This window comes from Spirillospora sp. NPDC048819 (assembly GCF_040650055.1).
Lineage (GTDB): Bacteria > Actinomycetota > Actinomycetes > Streptosporangiales > Streptosporangiaceae > Spirillospora.
On record NZ_JBEZGN010000019.1, the window covers coordinates 133,581 to 155,490 of the forward strand.

Annotated in this window: 12 protein-coding genes and 1 pseudogene; 5 read left to right on the forward strand and 8 right to left on the reverse strand. The window is 64.8% G+C overall.

All coding sequences use genetic code 11. The features are described 5' to 3' along the window. Positions 1-126 precede the first annotated feature (126 nt). The 6 genes and pseudogenes from AB0C35_RS24730 to AB0C35_RS24755 all read right to left on the reverse strand — a co-directional run. Positions 127-1,425, reverse strand: a pseudogene (locus AB0C35_RS24730) (IS1634 family transposase); the annotation flags it as partial. A gap of 531 nt (positions 1,426-1,956) precedes the next feature. Beyond that, on the reverse strand, positions 1,957-2,166 hold the full coding sequence (locus AB0C35_RS24735) for a helix-turn-helix domain-containing protein (protein WP_358459943.1): 210 nt from the start codon (positions 2,164-2,166) through the stop codon (positions 1,957-1,959). A 2-nt stretch (positions 2,167-2,168) separates the two neighbouring features. After that, complete coding sequence (locus AB0C35_RS24740; protein ID WP_358459946.1) at positions 2,169-2,735, reverse strand: hypothetical protein; 567 nt, start codon at positions 2,733-2,735, stop codon at positions 2,169-2,171. A 221-nt stretch (positions 2,736-2,956) separates the two neighbouring features. Beyond that, positions 2,957-4,498, reverse strand: coding sequence for a hypothetical protein (locus tag AB0C35_RS24745; RefSeq protein ID WP_358459949.1), 1,542 nt, complete (start codon positions 4,496-4,498; stop codon positions 2,957-2,959). After that, positions 4,495-4,827: a plasmid mobilization relaxosome protein MobC gene (gene mobC, locus AB0C35_RS24750; RefSeq protein WP_358459952.1), complete on the reverse strand. Its 333-nt coding sequence runs from the start codon at positions 4,825-4,827 to the stop codon at positions 4,495-4,497. The genes AB0C35_RS24745 and mobC overlap by 4 nt, the downstream gene beginning before the upstream one ends. A 1,330-nt stretch (positions 4,828-6,157) precedes the next feature. After that, on the reverse strand, positions 6,158-6,553 hold the full coding sequence (locus AB0C35_RS24755) for an ATP-binding protein (protein ID WP_358459955.1): 396 nt from the start codon (positions 6,551-6,553) through the stop codon (positions 6,158-6,160). Between the two features lie 413 nt (positions 6,554-6,966). On the opposite strand from AB0C35_RS24755, the gene AB0C35_RS24760 reads away from it, so the two are divergent. Continuing rightward, positions 6,967-7,812: a helix-turn-helix transcriptional regulator gene (locus AB0C35_RS24760; protein WP_358459958.1), complete on the forward strand. Its 846-nt coding sequence runs from the start codon at positions 6,967-6,969 to the stop codon at positions 7,810-7,812. A gap of 13 nt (positions 7,813-7,825) precedes the next feature. After that, complete coding sequence (locus AB0C35_RS24765) at positions 7,826-8,035, forward strand: DUF397 domain-containing protein (protein WP_358459961.1); 210 nt, start codon at positions 7,826-7,828, stop codon at positions 8,033-8,035. 211 nt (positions 8,036-8,246) lie between these two features. Here AB0C35_RS24765 and AB0C35_RS24770 read toward each other — a convergent pair whose 3' ends face one another. Both AB0C35_RS24770 and AB0C35_RS24775 read right to left on the reverse strand, forming a co-directional pair. Beyond that, positions 8,247-8,546, reverse strand: coding sequence for a DUF6082 family protein (locus AB0C35_RS24770; RefSeq protein ID WP_358459964.1), 300 nt, complete (start codon positions 8,544-8,546; stop codon positions 8,247-8,249). A 356-nt stretch (positions 8,547-8,902) separates the two neighbouring features. Beyond that, complete coding sequence (locus AB0C35_RS24775) at positions 8,903-12,478, reverse strand: ATP-dependent RecD-like DNA helicase (RefSeq protein WP_358459967.1); 3,576 nt, start codon at positions 12,476-12,478, stop codon at positions 8,903-8,905. Between the two features lie 862 nt (positions 12,479-13,340). On the opposite strand from AB0C35_RS24775, the gene AB0C35_RS24780 reads away from it, so the two are divergent. The 3 genes from AB0C35_RS24780 to AB0C35_RS24790 are packed head-to-tail and all read left to right on the forward strand — an operon-like array spanning position 13,341 to position 21,804. Beyond that, positions 13,341-15,377, forward strand: coding sequence for a hypothetical protein (locus tag AB0C35_RS24780; protein WP_358459970.1), 2,037 nt, complete (start codon positions 13,341-13,343; stop codon positions 15,375-15,377). Beyond that, positions 15,374-16,342 (forward strand): hypothetical protein, encoded by a 969-nt coding sequence (locus AB0C35_RS24785; protein ID WP_358459973.1) that lies wholly within the window; start codon positions 15,374-15,376, stop codon positions 16,340-16,342. The genes AB0C35_RS24780 and AB0C35_RS24785 overlap by 4 nt, the downstream gene beginning before the upstream one ends. Continuing rightward, a complete protein-coding gene (locus AB0C35_RS24790) occupies positions 16,342-21,804 on the forward strand; it encodes a DEAD/DEAH box helicase (protein ID WP_358459976.1) in 5,463 nt (1,820 codons plus the stop codon). Before AB0C35_RS24785 ends, AB0C35_RS24790 begins: the two co-directional genes overlap by 1 nt. Positions 21,805-21,910: the final 106 nt, after the last annotated feature.

Below are 21,910 nucleotides of genomic sequence, written 5' to 3' on the forward strand. Positions count from 1 at the left end.
TGGAATTGACCGTCGTCGAGCTTTTCAATGTGAGGGAGCGATATCGCAGAGTGCTGAACCTCGATCCTTCGGCCTGACTTCGGTCATTCGGGTTAGTCCCTGAGCCATGGCAGTTTTGATTGTGTCGAGGATCTTTTGTTGGTCGTCGGAGATGGCGGGTGGGAGGGTCTGCTGGGTGCCGTTGATGGCGATGGTCGCGCTGCGTAGCGGCCGTAGTTGTCGGACGAGGTTGCGGATCGCGAGCCCGGTCCGGTTCTGGGCTTCGCGGCTGACGGCCAGGGCGGTGAACACGATGGTGAGGTGAGCCTCGATCGCGTCGCGGGTGTGGTGGAACATCGGCCGTGCTCGTAGGTCGGTCTTGGACATGCGGAAGGACTGCTCGACGTGCTAGAGGTCGTGGTAGCCGGCGATGACCTCGGCGGCGGGCATGACGGTAGCGGGGATGTTGGTGATATACCCCTTCAGCCCGACCAGCCGGCGGGCACGGGCCAGCGATGCCTCCTCCAGCGACCGGTTGCCGTTGCTGGTATTGACGAACCTGGTGGCCTTGGCCTTCTTCTTCCCGGCGATGACCTCGCGGGCACGGTTCTCCTGGAGTGTGAGGGTCTTATTGTCGCGGACGGCGCGCTTGGTGGAGTAGGCCCCACACCGCCCGCCAGGAGCCGGGATGAGTCGCAAAGCTCCCAGACCGGCTCGGCGCGTTTGGCCGGGTCGTTCTCGATGGTCCGGGTGTTTTTTGGGGTGATGGTGTCGATGATCTGCCGGTCAGTGAAGGAGTCCCCGAGCCAGCGGAAATGGGAGGCCAGGTCGATGGGCGCCTTGTTGGCCCAGGAATCGACGACGAAGGCAAGGCCGGCTTGGTCGAGGGCCGTCAGCGTCTTGGCCGAGAGCATCCCGGCGTCGGCGACGACGACCATGTGGGCCAGGTTGTGACGTTCGGCGAACCGGTTGATGATCGGGACGATGGTGTGAGTCTCGGCCTGGTCTCCTTCGAAGCAGCCGATCTCCAGCGGAACCCGTGCCGGTCGACCAGCAGCCCGACCACGATCTGGGGGTCGACGCGGCGTTCTTGGAGTAGCCGACCTTGCGTAGCGCGTCCTGGTTCTCGGCTTCGAAATACAAGGTCGTGACGTCGTAGAGGCGCAGCGACACATCACCGCTCGTGGTCGCATGGTTGAAGCAGGCGGTCGCGATCTGGTCGCGGTAGCCGAGTTTGTGGGCCCGGTTCAGGGTGCGGCGCATCGTCTTGTCGCTGGCGGACTTGCGCCCCAAGTCGATCAGGACGCGCCCGGTGTCCAGGATCGAGGTGGGCTCCACAATGCGGGCGATCACCAGGTCACGGAACGTCTCATCGGCGACCGCGTCAAACCCCAGGCTCGAGTAGACCGCGGCGAGCACGTCGAACAACAGCCGTGACGATGTGCCGGTCACCTCGGGGGCCGACACCCGTGGCCGTTCACGGCGCTGCTCACGCTGCCGCTCACGACGGCCGCCCTGGGCCGGATCGGCGAACAACCCCGCCTCCTGCAGGGCGGGCGCGACCAGCGGACCTTCCTTGGCGCAGGCTCGATCCCCAGATCGAGTTCGCCCTGCCCGGGATCGCGAGTAGGCCGCGGGCACGCTCAAGCAGGAGGCCCAATTCGGCCTCGGTGTGTGCCGAGCCCACGTGCGTCACTATCCGACGACGCCCATCGACGTATTCCGCGATCTGTACCGCCGTCGCGCCCGAGGCCGTCCGCACCCGTTGTACCGACGCCACCCCGATCGTAGGGCACCAATTAGTGCCTGAAATCAGCCCTCTGACGGAGCATCGCCACGGGTCAACGCGCTACACCCGGCCGAATCAGGAACGAATGACCGAAGTCAGGTTCGGGCGCTGCTGGGTTAGCGTCCCGTTGAAGCAAACACGCTGGCACTGGAGCCGACGAACGCGCCCGAGCAAGGCGGCTTTCCGGATCAAGGGCCGTCGTTACTGGATATGAGGCGCCGGAGGTCGGCGGTGACTACTCGGTAGGTGGTGCCTATGCGGATGACCTTGCAGGGGAAGCGGTTCTCGCGGGCGAGTTGGTAGGCGCGGGTTCGGCCGAGGCCGAGGGCGCGGGCAGCGGTTTCGATGGTGGTTGTGGTGGGGAGGGTGGCGAGTTCCTCGCGGCTCATCAACTCCATGCTCAGACCTCCGGAATGTTTGTGCGGCAGGTGCGGATCGAGGCGTGCCGTGCGCTGGTGGGAGGCGGTTCGATGAGCGGTGGATCGCTGATCGGTCTCGGGAAGTCGTCGGCTGCCGCTGCTACTCCGGCATCTTGTTCGTCCGTTTCGCCCGGGGTTGTGAGGTCCGCTTTGCGCCCTCTGGTGGGGCGCGAGCGGACGGTCTTGATAGCGGATTGGGCTTCGTTGAGGGCCGTGCAGAGAGCTTGGGTGTAGTGCCTGGCTTCGGCCAGAGCTTGGCTGCGGCGGCTCAGGACGCCGGTGAGGTCCTCGCGGTGGTTGTGGCCGAGACGGCCAGCCTGGAGTTCGCGCAGTAAGAAGCGGTTGATTTGGTCGAGGGCCTGATCGAGACCGTAGGTGGCTGCGCTGAGGTTGCCGAGGACGGCGTACGCGGTGGCGGGCTGCGTGAGGCTCGGCGGGCCGGCGGTGGCGTAGTTGAGCTGGCGGACGTGTTCGTACAGGTTGGCTGCGAGTTGGACGGTCTCGTCGTCGTTACCAGCGACGTCGGGGGCCGGCGTGTAGTCGGTCATGTGGCGTCCTTGTGGATGTGGGTCCCATGTTCGGGCTGTGGTCGGTCATGGCCTCGCCTTTCTCATGCGGTGGGGATGAAGTGGCTCAGGTCGCGGTCTCGGACGCCGCGCCCGTGTACTGCTTGCGCATCGTTGAAGCTGTTTACGCTCCGTTAGTATGCGCCTGCGTTGATCATTACGCCACGACTGCGTCCGGCGTGGCGTCCGGTCCTGCTGTCGGGCTACCGCAATGGACCGCGGCGGCGGTGCGAGCCAGGTTGCGAGGACGCGGGTCTGACGGGTTGGCCCTGGTTATCGTTCAACTGATGGCCGAGGGGTATCGGGAAGCTGGTGGCGGCGAGACGCGCGGCGTTCTGCTCGGCTGTGAGGTTCGGCGGCGTCCTTGGAAACGTCGGGGACGGCGGTCTCGGAGTGTGCCGGCTGAGGCTGGTGAGCTGGGCGGCGGCATTTCGGGCGGCAGCGGCCTGGGCGTCACGCTGCTGCAGCTGCCGGACCTCCGCGATCGCCTCAATGAGGGCTGCCACCTGCACGACGAGATGGAGCAGGACTCCAGCGAGGCTCGGGCGATGACCTCGTCGTCCTCGGATTTCGGATAGGGCCAGCGCGCGGGCAACCGTGCGGAGGTTCGTTCCGTAGGGCGTGTGGGGTGGCTGGTATCCGTAGGGTTCGCGGGCTGCCCGGTCGTAGAAGTCCGCGGCCTCCGCGAGTTCTCGGTTGCCGGTGATGGCCGCGGTGACGTTGAGGACGTCGGCAGCTGCGGCGGCCACGTCGGCGCGGACTCTCGGGTCTTGGATGTGGCGCATCTGCCAGGTGGCTGTGGCGGCGGCTCGGGCGGCCTGTTGGTAGGCCGCGGATCGTTCCTGGTGGGTCATCTCCCCTCTGTAGAACGTGTGTTGGTAGGACAGGTTCCTTCCTTGTGGGGCTGACCACCGGTGGCGGAGTTTGGGGAGGGTGAGGTTGGCGGCGAGTCTGCCTCCGGAGAACCAGACCGGTTGGCCTTCTTGGTTGATGTGGTGCGGAAGTGCGACGGCGTAACCGGTGATCTCTTCGGGGTTGCGGGTGCTCTCTCGGGTCTTGACCAGCACTCCAGCGTCTTCGAGGGCGGCGAAGAAGGCTTCTTCGTTCTCGGCTCCGGCAGCTGCGGTGGCCACCCGTCGGCGGAGGGTGATGCGGGGTGGCTCCGGCCAGTTCTTGCGGTCGGTGAGTTCTGTCTCGGCTCGGGTCGGTCGGGGTGCTGCTGTGCGGTCGGCGGGTGCGGTTCGGGTGAGGCCGTAGCGTTCCTCGGCGATATGGCAGGCGTCGGCGACCTTGTAGTAGTCGCGGTGGACGTTGGGGTTGCGTCCGTCCTCGCGGGCCAGGACGACGGCCAAGTGGATGTGGTCGTCGGCGTGCCGTATGGCGATCCAGCGGCATGCCTGGTCGTCGCCTCGTGGGGCGAATCCGGTCTGGTGCAACACCTCCTCGGCGATGTCGGCCCATTCGTCGTCCGACAGGGTTCGGTCTGTGGGGGCCGCTCGGACCGAGCACTGCCAGACCGGCGAGGTCAGTGGCGTGTGCCGGAGGGTGTCGAGCGGGGAGGTCATGACACCGACCAGGTGGCGGAAGTCCCGATGGCCTCTGGCGTCGAGACCAGGTTCCAGGGCCATGGGGAGCCGGAACCCGGCGACGATGCGGGGATCGACGTGCTCGTTTCGGCTGCCGGGGCCGTAGAGATAGGACAGCAGCCTTGCGAGGTTCTCGCCTCGGGTTACTTTACCGATCAACGCAGAAGCCGGCCGATCTCAACGGACGAGGTGTCCACTCTGCGGAGGACGTTCTCCAGATACGGCAATGCGGCGGGCAGTTCGCAGGGCACCTGTCCTGTCGTGTTCGCTATGCGCGCCAGCTGATTGAGATTCACGCCGATTCGGTTCAGCTGTCGCGCGATGCCGCGCAGTTCTTCGCAGAGTTCCGCGGTTGGTTGCAGTCCTAATTCGTGCTGACGAATGGCTGCCTGTACGGTCTGGGTAATGAAGGTGCCGTAGGCGGCTCCTGCTCGCTGGGCTGCTGCGCAGATTTCCTCGTACTCCTGGTCGCTGACTCGGAACCTCATCTCCCGGTCCCGTCGGCGTCCTCCGCCGAGCTGCGAACGTCGCTGGAGCTTGCGTTGCTGGTTGAGCTGTACCTCGCTCGTGACTGCACCTCCGATCAACTCGTCCAGGACCGCGCCCGGTCCCGCACCACATTGCGGTGGATTTCCATGAATCCACAACGTGTCGCGACACGGCCCTACCTTGCAGCCTCTAAACAGCGCGGCGCCCAAACTGTGCCAGCGCATCCCTCTCAAGCTCTTACGCTGCTGCGGCGGGCGGCGGCGGACCGCAGAGTTACGGCTAGGCCATCGCTATGAAAGGCCATTAGTAGGTTACTCCTCTCGACCGAGTAGCTCATTACAACTCGCCGCCACGCCTCACTGGAGCCTGCGTAATACCCGAAAGGAGAACGACTCTCGGTGCAGAGCCGCAATGAGAAGATCTGCCTGTGACTTCCATCCATGCGACTGCTGAAGAGAGCATGCAGCCCGGATCGTTGATCAGGGCGGCCCTGAGCCGAACTCGGCTGCTCGCTCGGGCCTCCCAGCCGGGATGGCGTCGAGTACTTCGTCGGCGAATGCGACGGCACCGCGCCTCACGGCCACGGCCCTTCCTCTGGGGGCGCACCTCGCTGCGCCTCATGACTGCAGACCATCTCGAGCAAGAGGCCGCCGTTGACACTGCCACCGGTGCCGCTTCAGCGGACGGGAGGCGCCAGGCGCAATTGACCCTGCTTGATCCGGCGGCAACCGACCAGGAGCCAGCCCAGGAGGCCACGCCGGCGGCGTGGCTCTGGGTCGGCCGGCCAGAACTGATCCCTTGCGGGAGGCGCCTTCCTTTTCGGCGTGTCCCAGGTGCCGTCGAGCGCCCGAGGTGGTGATACCTCGTGCTGGACGTGGAGGCTTCTAACGCTCCGGAGAGCCGGGCACTCGAAAATCGAGTCGATGCGTCGAGCGAGATCAGATGCGTTCTTCGCCTCAACCAGCTGATCGGGCAGCAAGGCCCAAAGGGAGCCGGTGTACTCGCCCCAGTAGATGCACATGCCGGGGTACCGTCGCCGCAGGGCTTCCACAGCCTGGTCAAGATCGAGCTCCCCTGCCAGGCAAGGGTTCCACACGGCGGCAGCATCGGGGAGACCGCTGGGCCGGGCAGCGTACTCACGGTAAGTCACAACGTCACCTCCAGAGCGAACGCGGCAGGCGCGCTCGTCAGGTGATGGATGGCCAGGACGGCCGAATGGGCGTCGTGCGGTCGGTGGATTCCGGGGGAACAGGCCACCGACCGCACGACTGGCCGACCAGGACGGTCGGCGAAGGACGCGCACCAGGGGGTGCAGCGCGCGTCCTGGTCTCAGTGGTTGATCAGGGCCCAGGCGGCGTGGCCGTCGGCGCGGTCGTCCTGACCGGTCTCGTCGGCGTACGCGTCGGCGAGAATCAATCCGCGTCCGTGCTCGGCGGGATCGGCTTCCTCATCAGTGCGGACGGGGACAGGGCCGTCGTCCAGCACCGTGAGGAGCGCCTGCCGGTTGCTGATGAGGAGTTCGACTCTGATGCGGCCACCGGGTGCGCCACTGGCCGAGTGCCAGAGCGCATTGGTGCCGTACTCACTGACGATCAACTCGAACGCCTCGGCCAGTTCGGGCTCTTCGGCGAGCAGCAGCCGAACCCAGCGACGTACCAGCGGAATCGCCTCTTCACGGCCCGACACATCGATGCACCACGGCTGATCGGTCCCGCTCGGTGCCATCCTTCGTCTAGTCAGGACAGGGACGTTGCTCCGGAGAGATGCGGTATCGCGGACGGCTCTGACTGCGTCCGCCTCCGTCTCAGTGGACGCCTGGTCGGGATGCGTCTCGACCACGTGCAAGGAGCCAGTCGGGTCGTTGGGACCGGAGGGCGTGGGCCTCCTTGGGGCTATTCTCATCTGGTCTCCCGTCACGGGGGATGGAGGCCGCGCGGCCGGCCAGGGGCTCCAATCCGTTGTCCGGTCGCGCGGCTGTCTTGTGCGTGCGGTGGTCCGCTCGAGTTCATGCTTTCGCTGCGTACTCGGCAGCATCTGACCACGCACCGAGCTAAGCGTCAATGCACTGTGCATGATCTTTTTAGCTTTGTGTTGCTGAAAGTGTGCACAGAGCTACTGATTTCCGGCAGACTGAGCCCATGGCACCGGTACCCCACAGCCTGACCGCTCGCGGCCGCAGGCTGGCTCGCGAACTCAGAGCCCACCGCGAACGCGCCGGGATGACGCTCGACCAGGCGGCCGCAGCACTCGGCTGGAACCGATTCAAGCTTGGCCGGATCGAGGCCGGGAAGACCAGAGCCACAGCAGCGGACGTGGGCCGCATCCTCGACCTCTACGGCACCGAGGATTCCGTGCATGCCGCCCTCGTCCAACTGGCGCGCGACGCCGGCCAGCGCGGATGGTGGACCGCTTACTCCGGCGTCTTCACCGGTGGGTACGTCAGCTTGGAGGATGAAGCATCAGAGATCCGCACCTACCACGTACAGCTCATCCCTGGCCTGCTCCAGACAGAGGACTACGCACGGGCCATCATCTCCGCTGGTGTCCCCAACGCCCCGGACGAGGTGAACAAGCGACTGCACGCACGCATGGCTCGCAAGACGTTGCTCAGCCGTCCGGATGCACCCTCACTCCAGGCCGTGCTCGCCGAATCGGCGCTCCGGCAACTCATCGGCGGCCCACAGGTGATGCGTGACCAACTCATCGAACTCACCCGAGTCGCCCAGCGCCCCAACGTCGACCTCCGCGCCCTGCCGTACACGGTCGGCGCCCGCGCCGGGGTCGAGGGTTCTTTCGTCATCCTCGGCTACTCCGACCCGCTGGACCCTGACATCGGCTACTCCGAAGGCATCTACGGCAACGTCTACATAGAAGGCGCAGACCACGTGGCCCGATGCAACGCCGCCTTCGATGCCATCTGGGACGCTGCCCTTGGCGAGGACCAGAGTGCAGCTCTCATCACCGCAATCGCCGCAGAGCTGTAGATACCCTGACCTTATGACCCCCTCCGCAGACCCTTCCTCCGTCGTATGGCGCAAAGCCTCCAAGAGCACCGCGACGGGCAACGAGTGCGTTGAGCTCGTCGCCATGGCCGACGTGATCGCCGTGCGCGACTCCAAGCGCCCTGCCGGACGCGACGTGACGATGACGCGTTCGGCGTTCACGCTGCTGGTCGATGAGATTCGCCGAGGTGATTACGACCTCTGAGGTCCAGGCGGCGGGTGAGCCCATCTGAGTCCGCACGAGCGCATCGCAAGAGATGTTGCGCGAGTTGGTGGAGGCCCCATTTTGCATAGTGGGGGGAACTCGGGCGGCATAGTCATCCAGGAGGCCGGCTCGGCACGTTGTGGGGCGGGGCGAGTATCCGCCGGGCAAACCCTACGGAGCGATGGTGTCGGTGTACGCCGCGTCTTGAGGATCAGGTTGCAGTAGTGGTCCTGCGGGTCGTTTGCTCATCGGGTGCGGGGGCCGACCAGACCGAGAGACGCTCACTGTCCTCGATGGCCGTCTTGATCAGGTCGGTGTGCAGCTCGCGCATCGCGAGTTCGCTGTTACGCAACTGCTCCTCCTGGACGATCCTCAACTCTTCACGCTGGTTTCGCAGCTCACGGCCCTGCATCATGAGCGCCGCGATGATGCCCAGTAAGGCGGCACCGGAGAAGAAGACCGCGACCGGACTGACCGCCTGACCGACGTCCGAACAGCGCCAACTCGTCATCCTCCAACCGAAGCAGGAGAAGAATCGAGACGAGGACACAGAGGACCACGATGAGGAGCCCCGCGCTGATCGCGAGACCCGTGAGGAGAGTGCGCCTCATTCTGCCTGTCATGGCACCGCTCTGTTAGGCGCGAGATGTGTCCGGAATGCCTTCCAGTGGCCGCATCTGCTCGCCGCGGGTGCGCAAGTCGTTCGGCGATGTCCGCCAGGGGCGTGCAGCGTCTCTTGGCGACGCCCACTCCACCGGCCCCGCCCACCCGGAAGCCAGTGCTCAGATGCTAAACACCAAGGAGGAAGTCGCACGCTGTGCCAGCCTGGCACTCGGCTCGTTGGCAACCTGCACCGATCGCGGCTCCCTACTGCCTTGGACGCCGTCGCGCCTGCCTCCTGACTCGCCGTGCTTGGCTCTGTTCGTCGCCCGATGACCCCGGAATCGTGGCCGGCGTTACCCCCAAAACCTCGGAAGCGAGCATCAACCAGGCCTTCGCATTGGCACCGTCGAGGTCGTCAGTCCACATGAGTGAGCCGTTCGATCCGCCACCCTGGTCGTGCGGATGGATGCCGTTGTCGGCGTACCAGGCTTTCTTGAGTTCCCACTTCCGGGCATAGTCGGGTAGGTCGAGCATGCCCGCATGCTCCCAGTACACCGTTCGCCCATCAGCAGCCGCGATCGTGAAATCAGGGAGGACGACGCGTCCGTCGGAACCGGTCAGAGGTTCTTCGTATCGCCAATGACCTGGAACAAGTCGGTCGAGAAGCCCGGCGATGATGACCTCGTTCTTCGACGCCATCGGGATACCGCTTGCTGAAACATGCATCAGCTTCCGGTCGAAGCGGCGACCCGCGCCCCGGATCTCCAGCTCTACCGGGTGTGGAACGTCGAACAGGTCGGTAAGCCGCCGAGCGGTCTCCGAGCGCCAGGGCTGCGCGAACTCCCGCAGGTCGGAGAGTGTGCCCTCATGCAGGATGACGACCTTGTCCTTCTGCCTGGTGAGGGCGGTGTACATGAGCTCGCGAGAGACGTTGGCCCGAGCAGGGAGAATGAGGAACGTCGTGTCGAACTCTGATCCTTGCGACTTATGGACCGTGACCGCCCATGCGAGTTCGAGTAGCGCGTCATCAGAATCCGTCGGCCAGTACGAGTACTGGAATCCGGGTTGTGAGGAAAACTCGACGTTGAGGCGAAGCCTATTCTTCGGCGCCTTCTTCGCTGGCATAACATATCCGATGGCGACGCCGATCTCGCCGTTCGCAACGTAATTCATTGCATTCTGCTTGGGCCACGCAGACAGCTTCTTATTGGTGGTCTGCATGACCTTGTCACCGCGAACGATCAGCTCGGGTCCAATAGGTCTCGGGATGTTGCCATTCGGGGTGTTCTTCTGTGCCCACGAGGTGTCGCTGCCCCGATAAGTGCGTTTGATGTGGCGGTTCAGCTCAACCGTGCCGAACGCTCGTGATCGGGTCGGGGATAGGATCTGCCACCTTTCGGCGTCCTTACCCGCGCCGACCTGCCAATTCAGGTAGGGGCCGTTGATGACGCCGCCGTAGGTGAGCGCGAAGGCTCGTATCGGGTCGGGGTCGCCGTCGAGATCGAGATTATGTTCAAGCTCGTCAGTCAGCACCTCAACAGCAGTCCGGTCGCTCCAGGGCACGTATCGCACGGTGGGAAGGTCGGGGTTGGCGGCCAGCTCTGCCCAAATGGCTTCGTCGCCCGCCCCTCGGGTGTTGTCGCCGAACCAGGCCGCCAGCTCGAGGTCGTGCCGTACACCATGGCTACCATCGGCAAGTTGGCGCCGAGGCACCTGTAGTTCGACGTAGCCGGGTGCAACCCGAACCCAACTGCTGAACTTGTCAGGCCGGAGCTTGTTGACGAGGTCGACGAAGGGACGGCCAGCGCCGATCGGTGGTAGCTGGCGCGGGTCGCCGACAAGGATGAGTCGCTTGACCCCAGCAAGGGAATCAAGGGTAGCGGCGAGCATCTCTTCTGTAAGCATCGATGCTTCGTCGATGACGACCAGCGCATAGTTGTGCCGTGGCTGCTGCTCTCCCCACACGAGATAACGGCCCGTATCCCCTTCGTACCTCTTGGTGCTGCTCAGATAAGACGCAAGTGTCCTGGCGGGCAACTTGACCTTGGTTTCCAGTTGGACCTTTGCCTTACCTGTCGGCGCAAGGAGGAGGACGTTTCCGGAGGCAACTTCGGGATACTCAACCAAGGCACGTAGCAGCGTGGTCTTACCGGTTCCCGCCGGCCCAATGAGTACCGAAAGCGGCGCCACATGGAGCGCAGACAGACCGGCAGCCTTCTCGGTGCGTGCGCGGTCCTCCAATTCGTCGATCTCTCCCGTGACATCCTGGTTCTGGTCCAGCGCATTGTCCAGCGCTGTCCTGGCATCCGTGACCGGCCCGAAGGGGACCCGGCTCTCCTGAGCCCCGACCCAGTCCCGGATGACGGAAGAGGTTTCTTCGAAGCGTGTGAGTTTGTACGCGGGTTGGCCCTCAGCGAGCGAGAGGGTTCTCAGTGGTGACCACTCGCTCCACTCGTTGAGTCCATCATGGTCCAGATCGAGACCTGCCAAGATCGTCGTGGTAAGGGCAGGCGGCTGGGCAAGTGCAACATCATTTGCCAGCGTGAGGGTTTCGTGTTCTGGTACGACCGTGTCACCCTGCCGTCCTTGCCGTTCGAGCACATCGGTCAGCAGTGCTTCGATCCGGCGCCGGTCGAGATGGCCCTCCAGTTCGAGCTTATCGGGAATCGGCGGTTTCCAGGTGACGTGTGTCGACGGAAACAAGGCCCGATCGACGGTCGTGAACGGAACGTGCTCCATCATGCCGTAAGTGCATGTCGATGCAAGGTACGGGTTCTCCAGCAGGTCCTCGGCCACCATTTCGATCTCGGTCTCACCTTCGAGCAGCATCTGCACCTGGGCTGGGGAGATGTCGAAACCGGAGAGCAACCGCAGGACAGCTTGACGCTCGGACGTCACCTTCTTCCAGATCCTGGCCTGGAGGGCACCGATGTGCGGTTTTATGGTGCTCGGCGCGCCAGACGGGTCGGTGAAGACCGTCTGCAAGAGATCCCACGGGTCAGTTTCGTCTCCGGCCTCTCCGATCACTGCTCGCGCTGCCACGTACGGCTGCTGGACGCCGATTACCTTGAGCACGCCCGGTAGGCCTGGAACGGGGCCACGCAGCTGCCAGAGTCGCTCGATCTGACCCTGCAGCCACTCACAGCCAGCGTCAGGTACCTCGATGCCCAGTCCCCGCATGCCTTCGGCAGCTGCTTGGAGAGAGGCCAGCGCCTCAAGGGCGGCATCGTCGGAGAGATGCTCGGTCACGTACGAGAACTCGACAGTGCGCCCCTCAGGAGCCCATGCGAGCGCCGGGTCGACGTCGGTTCCCTCGTCCATCAGAGGAATGAGCTGCTGGTAGGGCAGCAAGATCCCGTCGGTCATGTCGACACGTAGCGAGTGCTCGACGATCGTCTCCCACATGGAGGACCTGAACGGCGCGTCTTCCGATTGATTCCACATTGCAGGCGGAGTGACGCGCGTGACTCGTGCGGCACCGACCAGTAGTCGGTCGGTGCGCTGTTCTTGAAGCGGCGAGTGCTTCAGGTAAGCGAAGACCAACGAATCGCCCGTGGTGACGGGCTCGAAGAATGCCTCCATGATGGCACGTTGGTTTTCTCCGTCCATCACCCAAGGCGGGGTATACCTCAGTGTGGCATCAGCAGCCTCTTCCGCGGTCAGGTTGAAGGAGGGGACTCGATCACGCCCGATCTCCTGCGCGAAGGAGTCGCGGTTCATCCAGCGGAACGGAACTGCCTCGAACGCATACCCAGGAAGAGTGACCGGGGTGTCGTACAGCTTGCCCTTTAGCGCACTGTTATGCCGGTACGGGTGCTGTTTGACGACCGAGTAGCCCAACGGTGACATAAATGTCGCGCGCTCGCTAAGGCAGGGTAGCCGGTCCTGGTCGAGGCTATCGATCCCAGCGCTCGAGTGGGTGACCTCGAACGCATCATCCCGTCGCCTGCCGATCGCGGCGAGCAACGTGCACGACGAGTTACTCAAGGGGTCGTCACAGATGAACTGATCCCACGGACGGTCTCGCCAGGGGACCCTCATCGAGAGGTGCTGAATTACGGCCACACAACAGGTCTATCATCTAGCGCCGGAACAGTCTTCCGTTCAGCCCCATGGTTCGTCATCATGCTCGGTGGTCACTCCGAGTCGTTCGTGCGCGTCCCAGATGACGCCCTGACGCAAGCGGGTTCAACGCGGCGGTGTCCGAGGCTGCGTGCAGAGTCCGTCGATCGATGAGCGCATACATGAACGTAATTGATCAAAGAATTGACGCCGACGTGGGAGGGCGGTCCTGGCGGGAGCGTGGCTGATGACTCCCATTCTTCACATCAGACGGAATCCATACCCCCTCATCTTCGCAGGAGGCAACAGTGCGGAGCGTCACCTGTCCCCGACAGCGGACCCGAACCCCGCCTCCACCAGAGCCTCCAAAGCCATGACCGGTCGAAGGCGACAGATGGACCAGCGCGCCGACTCCGTCATCTCACGCAGACCCGTCTCATCGTCCTGGGGCCCGGTCGAGCTCCGGGGTATGCAGTGGCCTGCCTTCACACTTATCGATGGACGATGCTGTTCACAAAGTTGTCGCGTCGAAGTATGGTTTGCCCGCGATGCCTCGTAAGTTTCATCATGGCAGCCACCGCGACGGCGGACCGGGGGCATCTGCAGCCGGGCTGTCGGCGAGGGCGGGAGCGGTGGGGGCATGGGCTTCGGAGCGTACGCAGCGTGGCAGCACGCGCTGGAGGAGGCCTTCTTCAGCCCGGACTGGGACGGCCATCCTGTCGTCATGTACGTCGATGACGCGGAGGCGGCTGCTCTACAGAAGCGTTTCGACATGGACCTGCCTCTCGTACAGGCGGTGAAGCAGGTTGTCCGGCCGGAGCGCCCGAAGCCTTACGACGCCATCGAGCAGTACGAGCTACGCGTGCGCAACAGCGACGACGCGCCGGCCGTGCTGCCGCTGCTCGCTTGCTCAGTCATTGCGGCAACCAGGATGGCCAACGATGGGCGGCATCGAGCGAGCAACTACCACGACCAGTTCTCGCAGTTGCTCACCGAGCGAGATGGTGTCCTGGCCTCGCACAACTATCTCCCGATCGCGCACATGTGGCAGCGGCTGGCCTCCTGGCAGACCCAGTGGGGTGCCTACCGCGGGCTATGCACCATTCCCTCCCCGGAGGATCTCCCCAGCAACCAAAGCCGGATCGGCTACGCGATCTCGCAGTCGCTACTGCGGGGCACGGACCGGCAGTTGCTGCCACAGTTCTTCTACGCGATGCGTCAGCGCGATGACGCGGCGTGGCCCCTACCAGGCGGCAGGCTGTTGCGCCTACTGATGTACTGGGGCCAGCGAGAGAGATTCTCACGTGGGTTTCAGCGTGCCATGGACGACCCGGAGCTTCGTCCCATTGTGGAACGCCTGTTGGGCAACCTCGCCAACGTGTGGGACGGCTCGCCGGAGTACGTCAAGCTAGGGATTCCCCGGGCCGAGTTGCTCGTGCGGTTCGAGAACCGGAGGCTGGGTTGGCTGGCGCGGCTTCCCCGTAAGGGGGCGGCAGAGTACTCGCTACCTGACGGAGTGACGCTGCGCAGGCTTGGAGACACCGAGTACTACAACGTAGATGGGCTCAAGCTGCCTGATGCGCACACGCTGCGGCAGGGTGTCCAGCTCCGTGGTGAGGATGTCACGGTGAGCCGTCCGCCATCGTCTTTGGTCGTCCTGTGCCACAACGCCCTGCTGGACTGCCGCACCAGCGTCGACCGGTTCGTCCCCGGCGAAGAGCACATGATCCTCGCGGCTCCCGAAGCCGAGGGAGACCTGGAAGCCGTACTGCAGCGCGCCGCCTCCACCGGAAAGGCTCGCGAGGCCGGGAAGCTCTCGTGGGTACCGGAAGGTTGGTCCCTGCGCTTCCGTGTTCTCTTCGACGACGCGGTCACATTGAAGCAGGCGATCCGCGACGTACAAGGCGCCATGCTGGCGACACAACCCGCGCCGCGGTACAAGCCCTACCTGGAAGGTGGGCTGCCGCTGGCTCCACAGATCAACAAACGCCTCTACTTGACCGGGGGCGAGCCCGATCTCGTGATGCCCGACGGCGCAACCGGCCAAGTACTGCTCGATGGGCAGCCGCCTGACCCAGCGTTCCCGCATCCGGGTGAGTCGATCCGGCTGTGGACACGGCAACTGGCAGCCGGCAGGCACGCCGTCGAGATCGAGGGCACTGAGGTCTCGTTCATAACTGCTGAAGGACTCCCGGACCTGGTAGCGCCGAAGGAGGTAGTGGGCTTCCGCGTCGCCGAAGCGTCCGCCGAAGGGTTCGCTACAGCCACTGACCAGTCAACAGCGGCGCTGATAAGGGGTGCTGAGGTCGGTCTGGCAGGCGTGGATGTCGTGCCTCGCGTTGTCCTTTGCCGTAGGGGCGCAGAGAAAACCTTGTTCGTCTCCTGCGACGGGCGTGCCTGGACGGTGGCCGAGCCGGAGCCGCCCGCATGGTGGTCGCGGCTGAACGACGCACCCTCCGGCTATTACTTCGAACTCGAACTCCACGGTCCGGGTGGCTGGATTGTGCAGTGGCGCAAAGGCACTTGGCAGGTGGAACCGGCCTTCCCAGTCGAGCCGAATTTCCAGCCCGGTCCCCAGCACCTTCCCTGGGCCGCTGCTGTCCTGGAGGCTGCTAAGGGTGGCCGTGACCCATTGTGGAAGGCCTGCGTCCGCCTTGCCGAGGAGGTCGAGAAATGATCAGCATCAGCAACCTGCTGCTGCGCTGGGTCAGCGAGCTCGGCGGCGGCAAGGTAACGGATCTGCGGGCCCGCATCCTGCGCACTGCCCGCGGTCGCGGGCTGGAGATTCGCGACGGCGCGGAGGGACGGTGGATACGTGATGTCTCCGCGCTCGGTCACCTGGATGTGGACTGGCGGCGCGGCATCTGGTCGATCGCCCCGCCCACGCTGACTCGGTTGCCGTACTCGGACGGGCTAGCGCTGATCATCGGCCGCCGGACCGTCGCAGACGAACGTGCTGTAGAAGCCGCGGGGAAAGAGTGGGCGATCGTCCACCAGGTGATGAACGAGGTGGCTGAGGGGGACATCCCCGTCCCAGATTCCCTGCTCGTGCAGTACGACTCCCCCGATGAACTGGCACAAAGCGCGACCGCTGCAGGATTCTCCTTCACCCCATGTGCGGCCCTGCAGATGTTCGACCTCCTGCCGGATCTTGTGCAGGGAGACGAAGCGGCACCGCCAGCGCCGGGCAACATCCACACCATCCAGCGTTACGACTTGGAAGAACGTTCCTACCTGTCTGCCGCCTCCTACAACGAGGACGGGCTGTATCGGTGGCGCAGCTCCGATTGGTCAAGGCTGGTCCAGGTCCGGCGCGGCACAAGATGGCTGAGCACCGAGCACGAATACGGCGTGTACCTGGAGCTTGCCCGGCTCAGAAGAGGTGTCATGCGGTGGCGTCCCGAGTCGGGGACTGGCCGCGAGCGGGTCGGAACCTTCTTCGTGGACTGGGGTGCTCCCCTTCCCCCGCTCCATGCGCGCGCCGTCGTGTTGTGCACGGGTCTGCACCCCTGCTTCAGTGACCTGGCCCAGACCGCACGCTATGACAACGTGCCCCTCGCGGCAGCTGAGCGATTGGCACGATCCCTTCAACAAGAACTCGAGGTCCTGCAGCCGAAGTCTGCACCCGGGAAGGCGAAGTGATGGCAGGCAGCGTCTCCCAGGCATCCAGCGACATCGCCAGCACTTTCCAGGCGCTCAGGGAAACTCTGATGCGCTACTACGACACTCCCTTCGGGGTCGACGATTCATCGGTCATGGCCGAGCGGCGAGCCCTGCTCGACACCGACGGCGGCACCTGGCGAGAGCCACTACTGGAACTACGTCCGCAATACGTCTCCAGCGGCATGTCTCTGGCAAAGTCCTTCCTGGCTGCCGACGCGCATCCGCAGGCCGCGGAGTTCGCTCGCTTTGCCTTGCCGGAGGGAGTCGACAGCCTCTACCGGCACCAGCACGAAGCGCTCGTCACCGCGTGCGGCGAGGGCCGCGACTTCGTCGTGACGGCGGGAACGGGCTCGGGCAAGACCGAAGCGTTCATGCTGCCCGTTATCGCCGATCTGGTCGCCGAGTCGGCCCGCTGGAAAGGCCACGGCGCTGTCCAACCCGCCTGGTGGCGCTCAGGAAAAGAGCACGTGCCGAGCCGCTCCGGCGAACGCGGACACCCCGCAGCATTGCGTGCACTCATCCTGTACCCGACGAATGCACTGGCCGACGATCAGTTGGTTCGTCTTCGCCGTGCGCTCGACAGTGACGAGGCCCACGATTGGCTGGACCAGCACCGGTCAGGCCACCGCTTCTACTTCGGCCGTTACACCAGCGCCACGCCGGTCGCAGGTCCGCCCGACTCCTATCTGGGACGGGCCCGGCTCCGGGACTACCTGGAGGAGCTCGAGAACCGCCGGCGACGTGCCGAAGGGAAGGTCGCGGAAGCCACGGGGGACGCCGAGAAAGAAGCCGCGCAAAAGGCTCTGAGCTTCATTCCTCGGGTCGGTGGCGCGGAGATGCACGCGCGATGGGACATGCAGGCCACGGCGCCCGACATCTTGATCACCAACTACTCGATGTTGAACATCATGCTGTTGCGTCCACAGGAGGCATCGATCTTCGAGGCGACTCGCCGATGGCTGCACAACACCCCCGAGGCCCGTTTCACCCTCGTCATGGACGAGCTGCACATGTACCGGGGCACCGCCGGCACCGAGGTCGCCTATCTGCTGCGAAACCTGCGCCACAGGCTTGGCTTGGACCAGACGCCGGAGAAGTTCCGGGTGCTGGCAGCCTCCGCCTCGCTGGAGGCCGGTCGGGACGACGAGTTTCTCGAAACGTTCTTCGCCCTGCCCAGAGGGCGACACAAGGTCATCCCCGGGGCGATGGTCCTGCCCAGGGCCGGCCAGACGGACCTCAGCGCGCACGCAAGTGAACTGTCCACCGCCGCCGACCGGACCCCGTCGACATCGGAAGCCGATGCACTGCTCGAGCACACCCACGCAGGGTCGGCAGTGAAGCGTGTCCTGGCGCCTGGAGGCAAGCCAAGGGCAGTTGCGATTTCCCAGGTCGCGGACGAACTGTTCACGGGCGTGTCGGATGAGCGGGTGCGAGAGAAGGCGCTGCACGGTCTGCTGCTTGCGTTGCAGAAAGCATCTGACCCAGCGCTGCCCAAGCTTCGAGCTCACCTGTTCTTCCGTAACGTCCCAGGGATCTGGGCATGCTCGGACACGCAATGCCCGGACGTCCCAGTCGACAAGGATCCTCGGCGCCGCGTCGGCCGACTCTTCCGCGAGCCGACCTCGCGGTGCAATTGCGGTGCCCGTGTGTTGGAGCTGTTGTGCTGCCAGAACTGCGGTGATCTCATGCTTGGCGGATTTGCCAATCCTGCCCACCTGGGCAAGGAGTCCTTCAGAGGGTTCCTGCACACCGACTTCCCAGAATTCGATCTACTTCCCGATGAGGCGAGCGGGGTACCCAACGCAGGCAACTACATCGTCTACTGGCCTCGTACGGATCAGCCGGTGCTCGAGTCCTTGCATTGGACCGCCTCCCGCCTCAGCGAGGGCCCCTCGGTGAGCTTTGAGTTCCGGCGGAGCAGCTACCAGCCGGGCACCGGGCGGCTGGCCAACAAGAAGGTGGACTACACGGGATGGTCCTTCCACCTCGTCCCTGAGCGTGGGAAGGACGGCAAGCCAGCCCTGGACCTTCGGGAACTTCCGCCTTTTCCGACCCGCTGCCCAGCATGCGGAGATATCCGTGAGATCAACCGGGATCCCGACGGCTCATGGCGGGAGTTGGAAGACCGCCTGTTCGCCGCTCCCATCCGCCGGATGCGCACTGGCTTCGACAAGCTCAACCAGGTGCTGATCAGCGAGGTGCTCGGGCACCTACCGAAGGACGAACGCAAGGTCATCGCCTTCTCCGACAGCAGGGATGCCGCCTCCGAGCTGGCCAGCGGCTTGACATTGCGCCACTACCAGGACCTCTTGCGCCTCCTGGCCGCCCAAGCCGTGACCGAGCAGGGAGATCCCCACGCCGACCTGCAACTGGTGAAGCAGTACTACGCGGATCGACGCGGCACGGATCAAGAGGCACTCAAGGCCGCAATGCAGCGACTGCGTGCTCGCTACCCACGAGAGTTCTCCGCACTGCGGGACATCCTGACGGACGATGTCATGGCCGAGCCGGATAGGCAGCCGGAGCTGGAAGCCATTCTCGGCCGTCTGCCGTCACTCAATGACCTCCAGGCAGATTTGCGCGGGATGCTCCTGGAACATGGCACTCATCCCGGTGGACCGGCCGCTTCCCTCCAGGAACGTGACGGGGTGCGCTGGACAACGCTCTTCGACTGGTCTGGAAACCGGCAGATCAAGGCGGGACTCACCCCGCAACAGGAGGAGTTCCTACAGCGGGTCGACGACAACCTGCGGCGGGAGTTCCTTTTGTCCCTGTTCTCCGGCGCTGGCCGAGACTTCGAGTCGCTAGGTCTGGGCTGGTTGAGCCTTACTGACGACCGCCGCCCTCTGGACGTTACCCAGGATTCCGATCTGGCAATGGCCCGCGCCAGCCTGCGGATTCTCGGCCAGATGCGCCGATTCACCGAGATGCGTCCCGGAAGTGCGAGGCCTCCGGTCCCGCTGCGGCGCTACTGGGAGCGCGTTGCGCAGCGCCTGGGCGTCGAGGTGCAGGAAATCCAAGATCGAGTTCTCTCCGTGTGGGGGCCTGCGGTCATCCAGTACGCCATCGACCCCGCCAAGGTGGCGCTGCGCCCCGGAGACGGCCGGTTCTGGACGTGTCCGACCTGCCAGCGGCCCCATCTGCACCGCGGGGCCGGGCTGTGCACCAAATGTCAAACTCCTCTGCCCACCGAGCACAGCCGATTCACCGGCGTCCTCAATGAGGACTACTACGCCTGGAAGGCCAGGAACCGGACGGGCAACTTCCCCCTGCGCACGGCGGAACTTACCGGCCAAACCGACCGCCTGGAGGCGCAGGCGCGGCAGGCCCGCTTTCAGGACATCTTCCTGGACCAGCAGGACGAACCGAAGACCGACGGCATCGAGGTGCTGTCAGTGACCACCACCATGGAGGCTGGTGTCGACGTCGGCGCCCTCAACGCGGTGCTTATGGCGAACATGCCACCCACCCGCTTCAACTACCAGCAGCGCGTCGGCCGCGCCGGCCGCCGGGACAGCCCCTCTGCCATCGCCCTGACCGTATGCCGCGGGGACAGCCACGACCAGCACTACTTCACTCGGCCGGAGGAGATCACCAACGCCGCCACCCCCGCGCCGTACCTCGCGCTGGGCATGCCCGTGATCTTTAAGCGCGTTCTGTTCGGTGAGGTCCTGCGCCAGGCCTTCGACACGATCGCTGCGGACACCGCCCTCAATGATTTGGAGCTGACTCACAACATCCACGGCCGGTTCGGCCTTGCTGCGGACTGGCCCGCGCATAAGGACGCTGTGCTCCATTGGATAGGGCAGAACGAAGAAGCCATCCGAGCCGTGGGGAACGCGCTACAGGCGGAGACGCCCGAGTCGGTCGCCTCTCTGGATCCGGTGGCCTGCGTCAAGGAACTCCTGGACCAGGTAGACGAGGTAGTCAATGCCATTGGCCATGCTGAGCTGAGCCAGCGCCTCGCCGAGGCCGGCCTACTCCCGATGTTCGGGTTCCCCACCCGGGTCCGGCTGCTCTTCACCGACCTGCCCAAACGCAGCTTTCCCTGGCCGCCCCCCGAAGCCATCGATCGCAACTTGAGCGTGGCACTTAGCAAGTTCGCACCAGGCGCGGAGACCCCCCGGGACGGCCGCCTGTATCGATCCATGGGAGTCGTTTCGTTCACTCCCGGGCTGCGAAAGCCCAAGCCAGCAGAGGCTTTTGGGCCGGAGCGGCAACTGGCCATGTGCCGAGTGTGCGCACACATCCAGGCAGCCGAGGCCAACGCACAACCCGAGTTCTGCCCTGCCTGTGGCGCGGGTGAGGGCAACTATTCCGCCTTCCCTGTCCGCGAGCCGGCGGGGTTTCGCGGCGGGACGTCCCGTGACTACGACGGCATACGTGAATGGGGCAAGGGCGGTGCCAGCTCACGCACCGCGACGGACCTGGAAAAGGACGCGCCCAGAGTGGTGCGCAGCGCGGATGACTGGCTCGTCGTCCACTGCGGGACCGGTGACCGCTACACCATCAACAGCAACCATGGCCGGCTGTTCCGGTTCAAACGGTCGGAGTCCGCATGGCAGGGGTACTACGCCCTCGACAGTTCGCGGGCCTCCTTCGATCTCGAAACCGCGCTGGGCGCCACCGAGCACACCGACATGCTCTTTATCGGTGCCCGCGGCCCACTCGACACCAGCCGGGGCCTGCGGTTCGACATCTCACGCACTGTGCAGTCGGATGGCTTCCCCGACTCCTACCACGGGCGGCGCGCCGCCTGGTACTCGCTGGCCGCCTTGCTACGGCGGGCGGCAGCACCGCTACTGGACGTGCAGCCAGAGGAACTGCTGGCGGGAATCCACGGTTCGGCGTCGGCCTCCTCTCCCGTCATGGCGTACCTTTCCGACAGCCTGGAGAACGGGGCGGGTTTCAGTACCTATCTGGGGTCCCCCGCCCGGATCGAGGAGTTCCTGGACGCGGTCGGCGACTACAGCGAGACCCTTGGCGAGGAGCACGCGGCCATCTGTGGCAGCTCCTGCTACCAGTGCCTGCGCGACTACTCCAACACCCGGCTCCACCCGCTGTTGGACTGGCGATTGGCGCGGGACCTCATCGGCGTCCTGCGCGGCGCCTCTCTCCAGGTAAACGTCGAACGGCACGGGATCCTGCTGGAGCGCTGGGCGGAGGACCGTTCGGAACTCGATGCCCAGGTGCAGAGCACACCGCTCGGGAGCCTCGCCCTGGTGGAGACGGAGTTCTCCGAGGAGGCCACTGCTGTGATCGTCAAGCATCCATTGGAAGCCGCGTTCCAGGACTGTATGGCATCACGGCTGCGGGAGTGGACTCGCTACGTCGCCCAGGAGAAACTCGCCACGCGTGTGGCCTTTGTGGACGCCTATTGCCTTGACCGTACCCCGGCCGTGGTCACCAGCGACCTGAACGCGTTCGAGGAGGAGCCGTGACCACGAGACCGTTGTTTTCACATGCTGACCCGGAGGACAACTCTGGGCCAACGCTGCCCGATCGGGATGAGCTGTTGCGCCTTGAGCGGCAGCGGCGCATGGCACG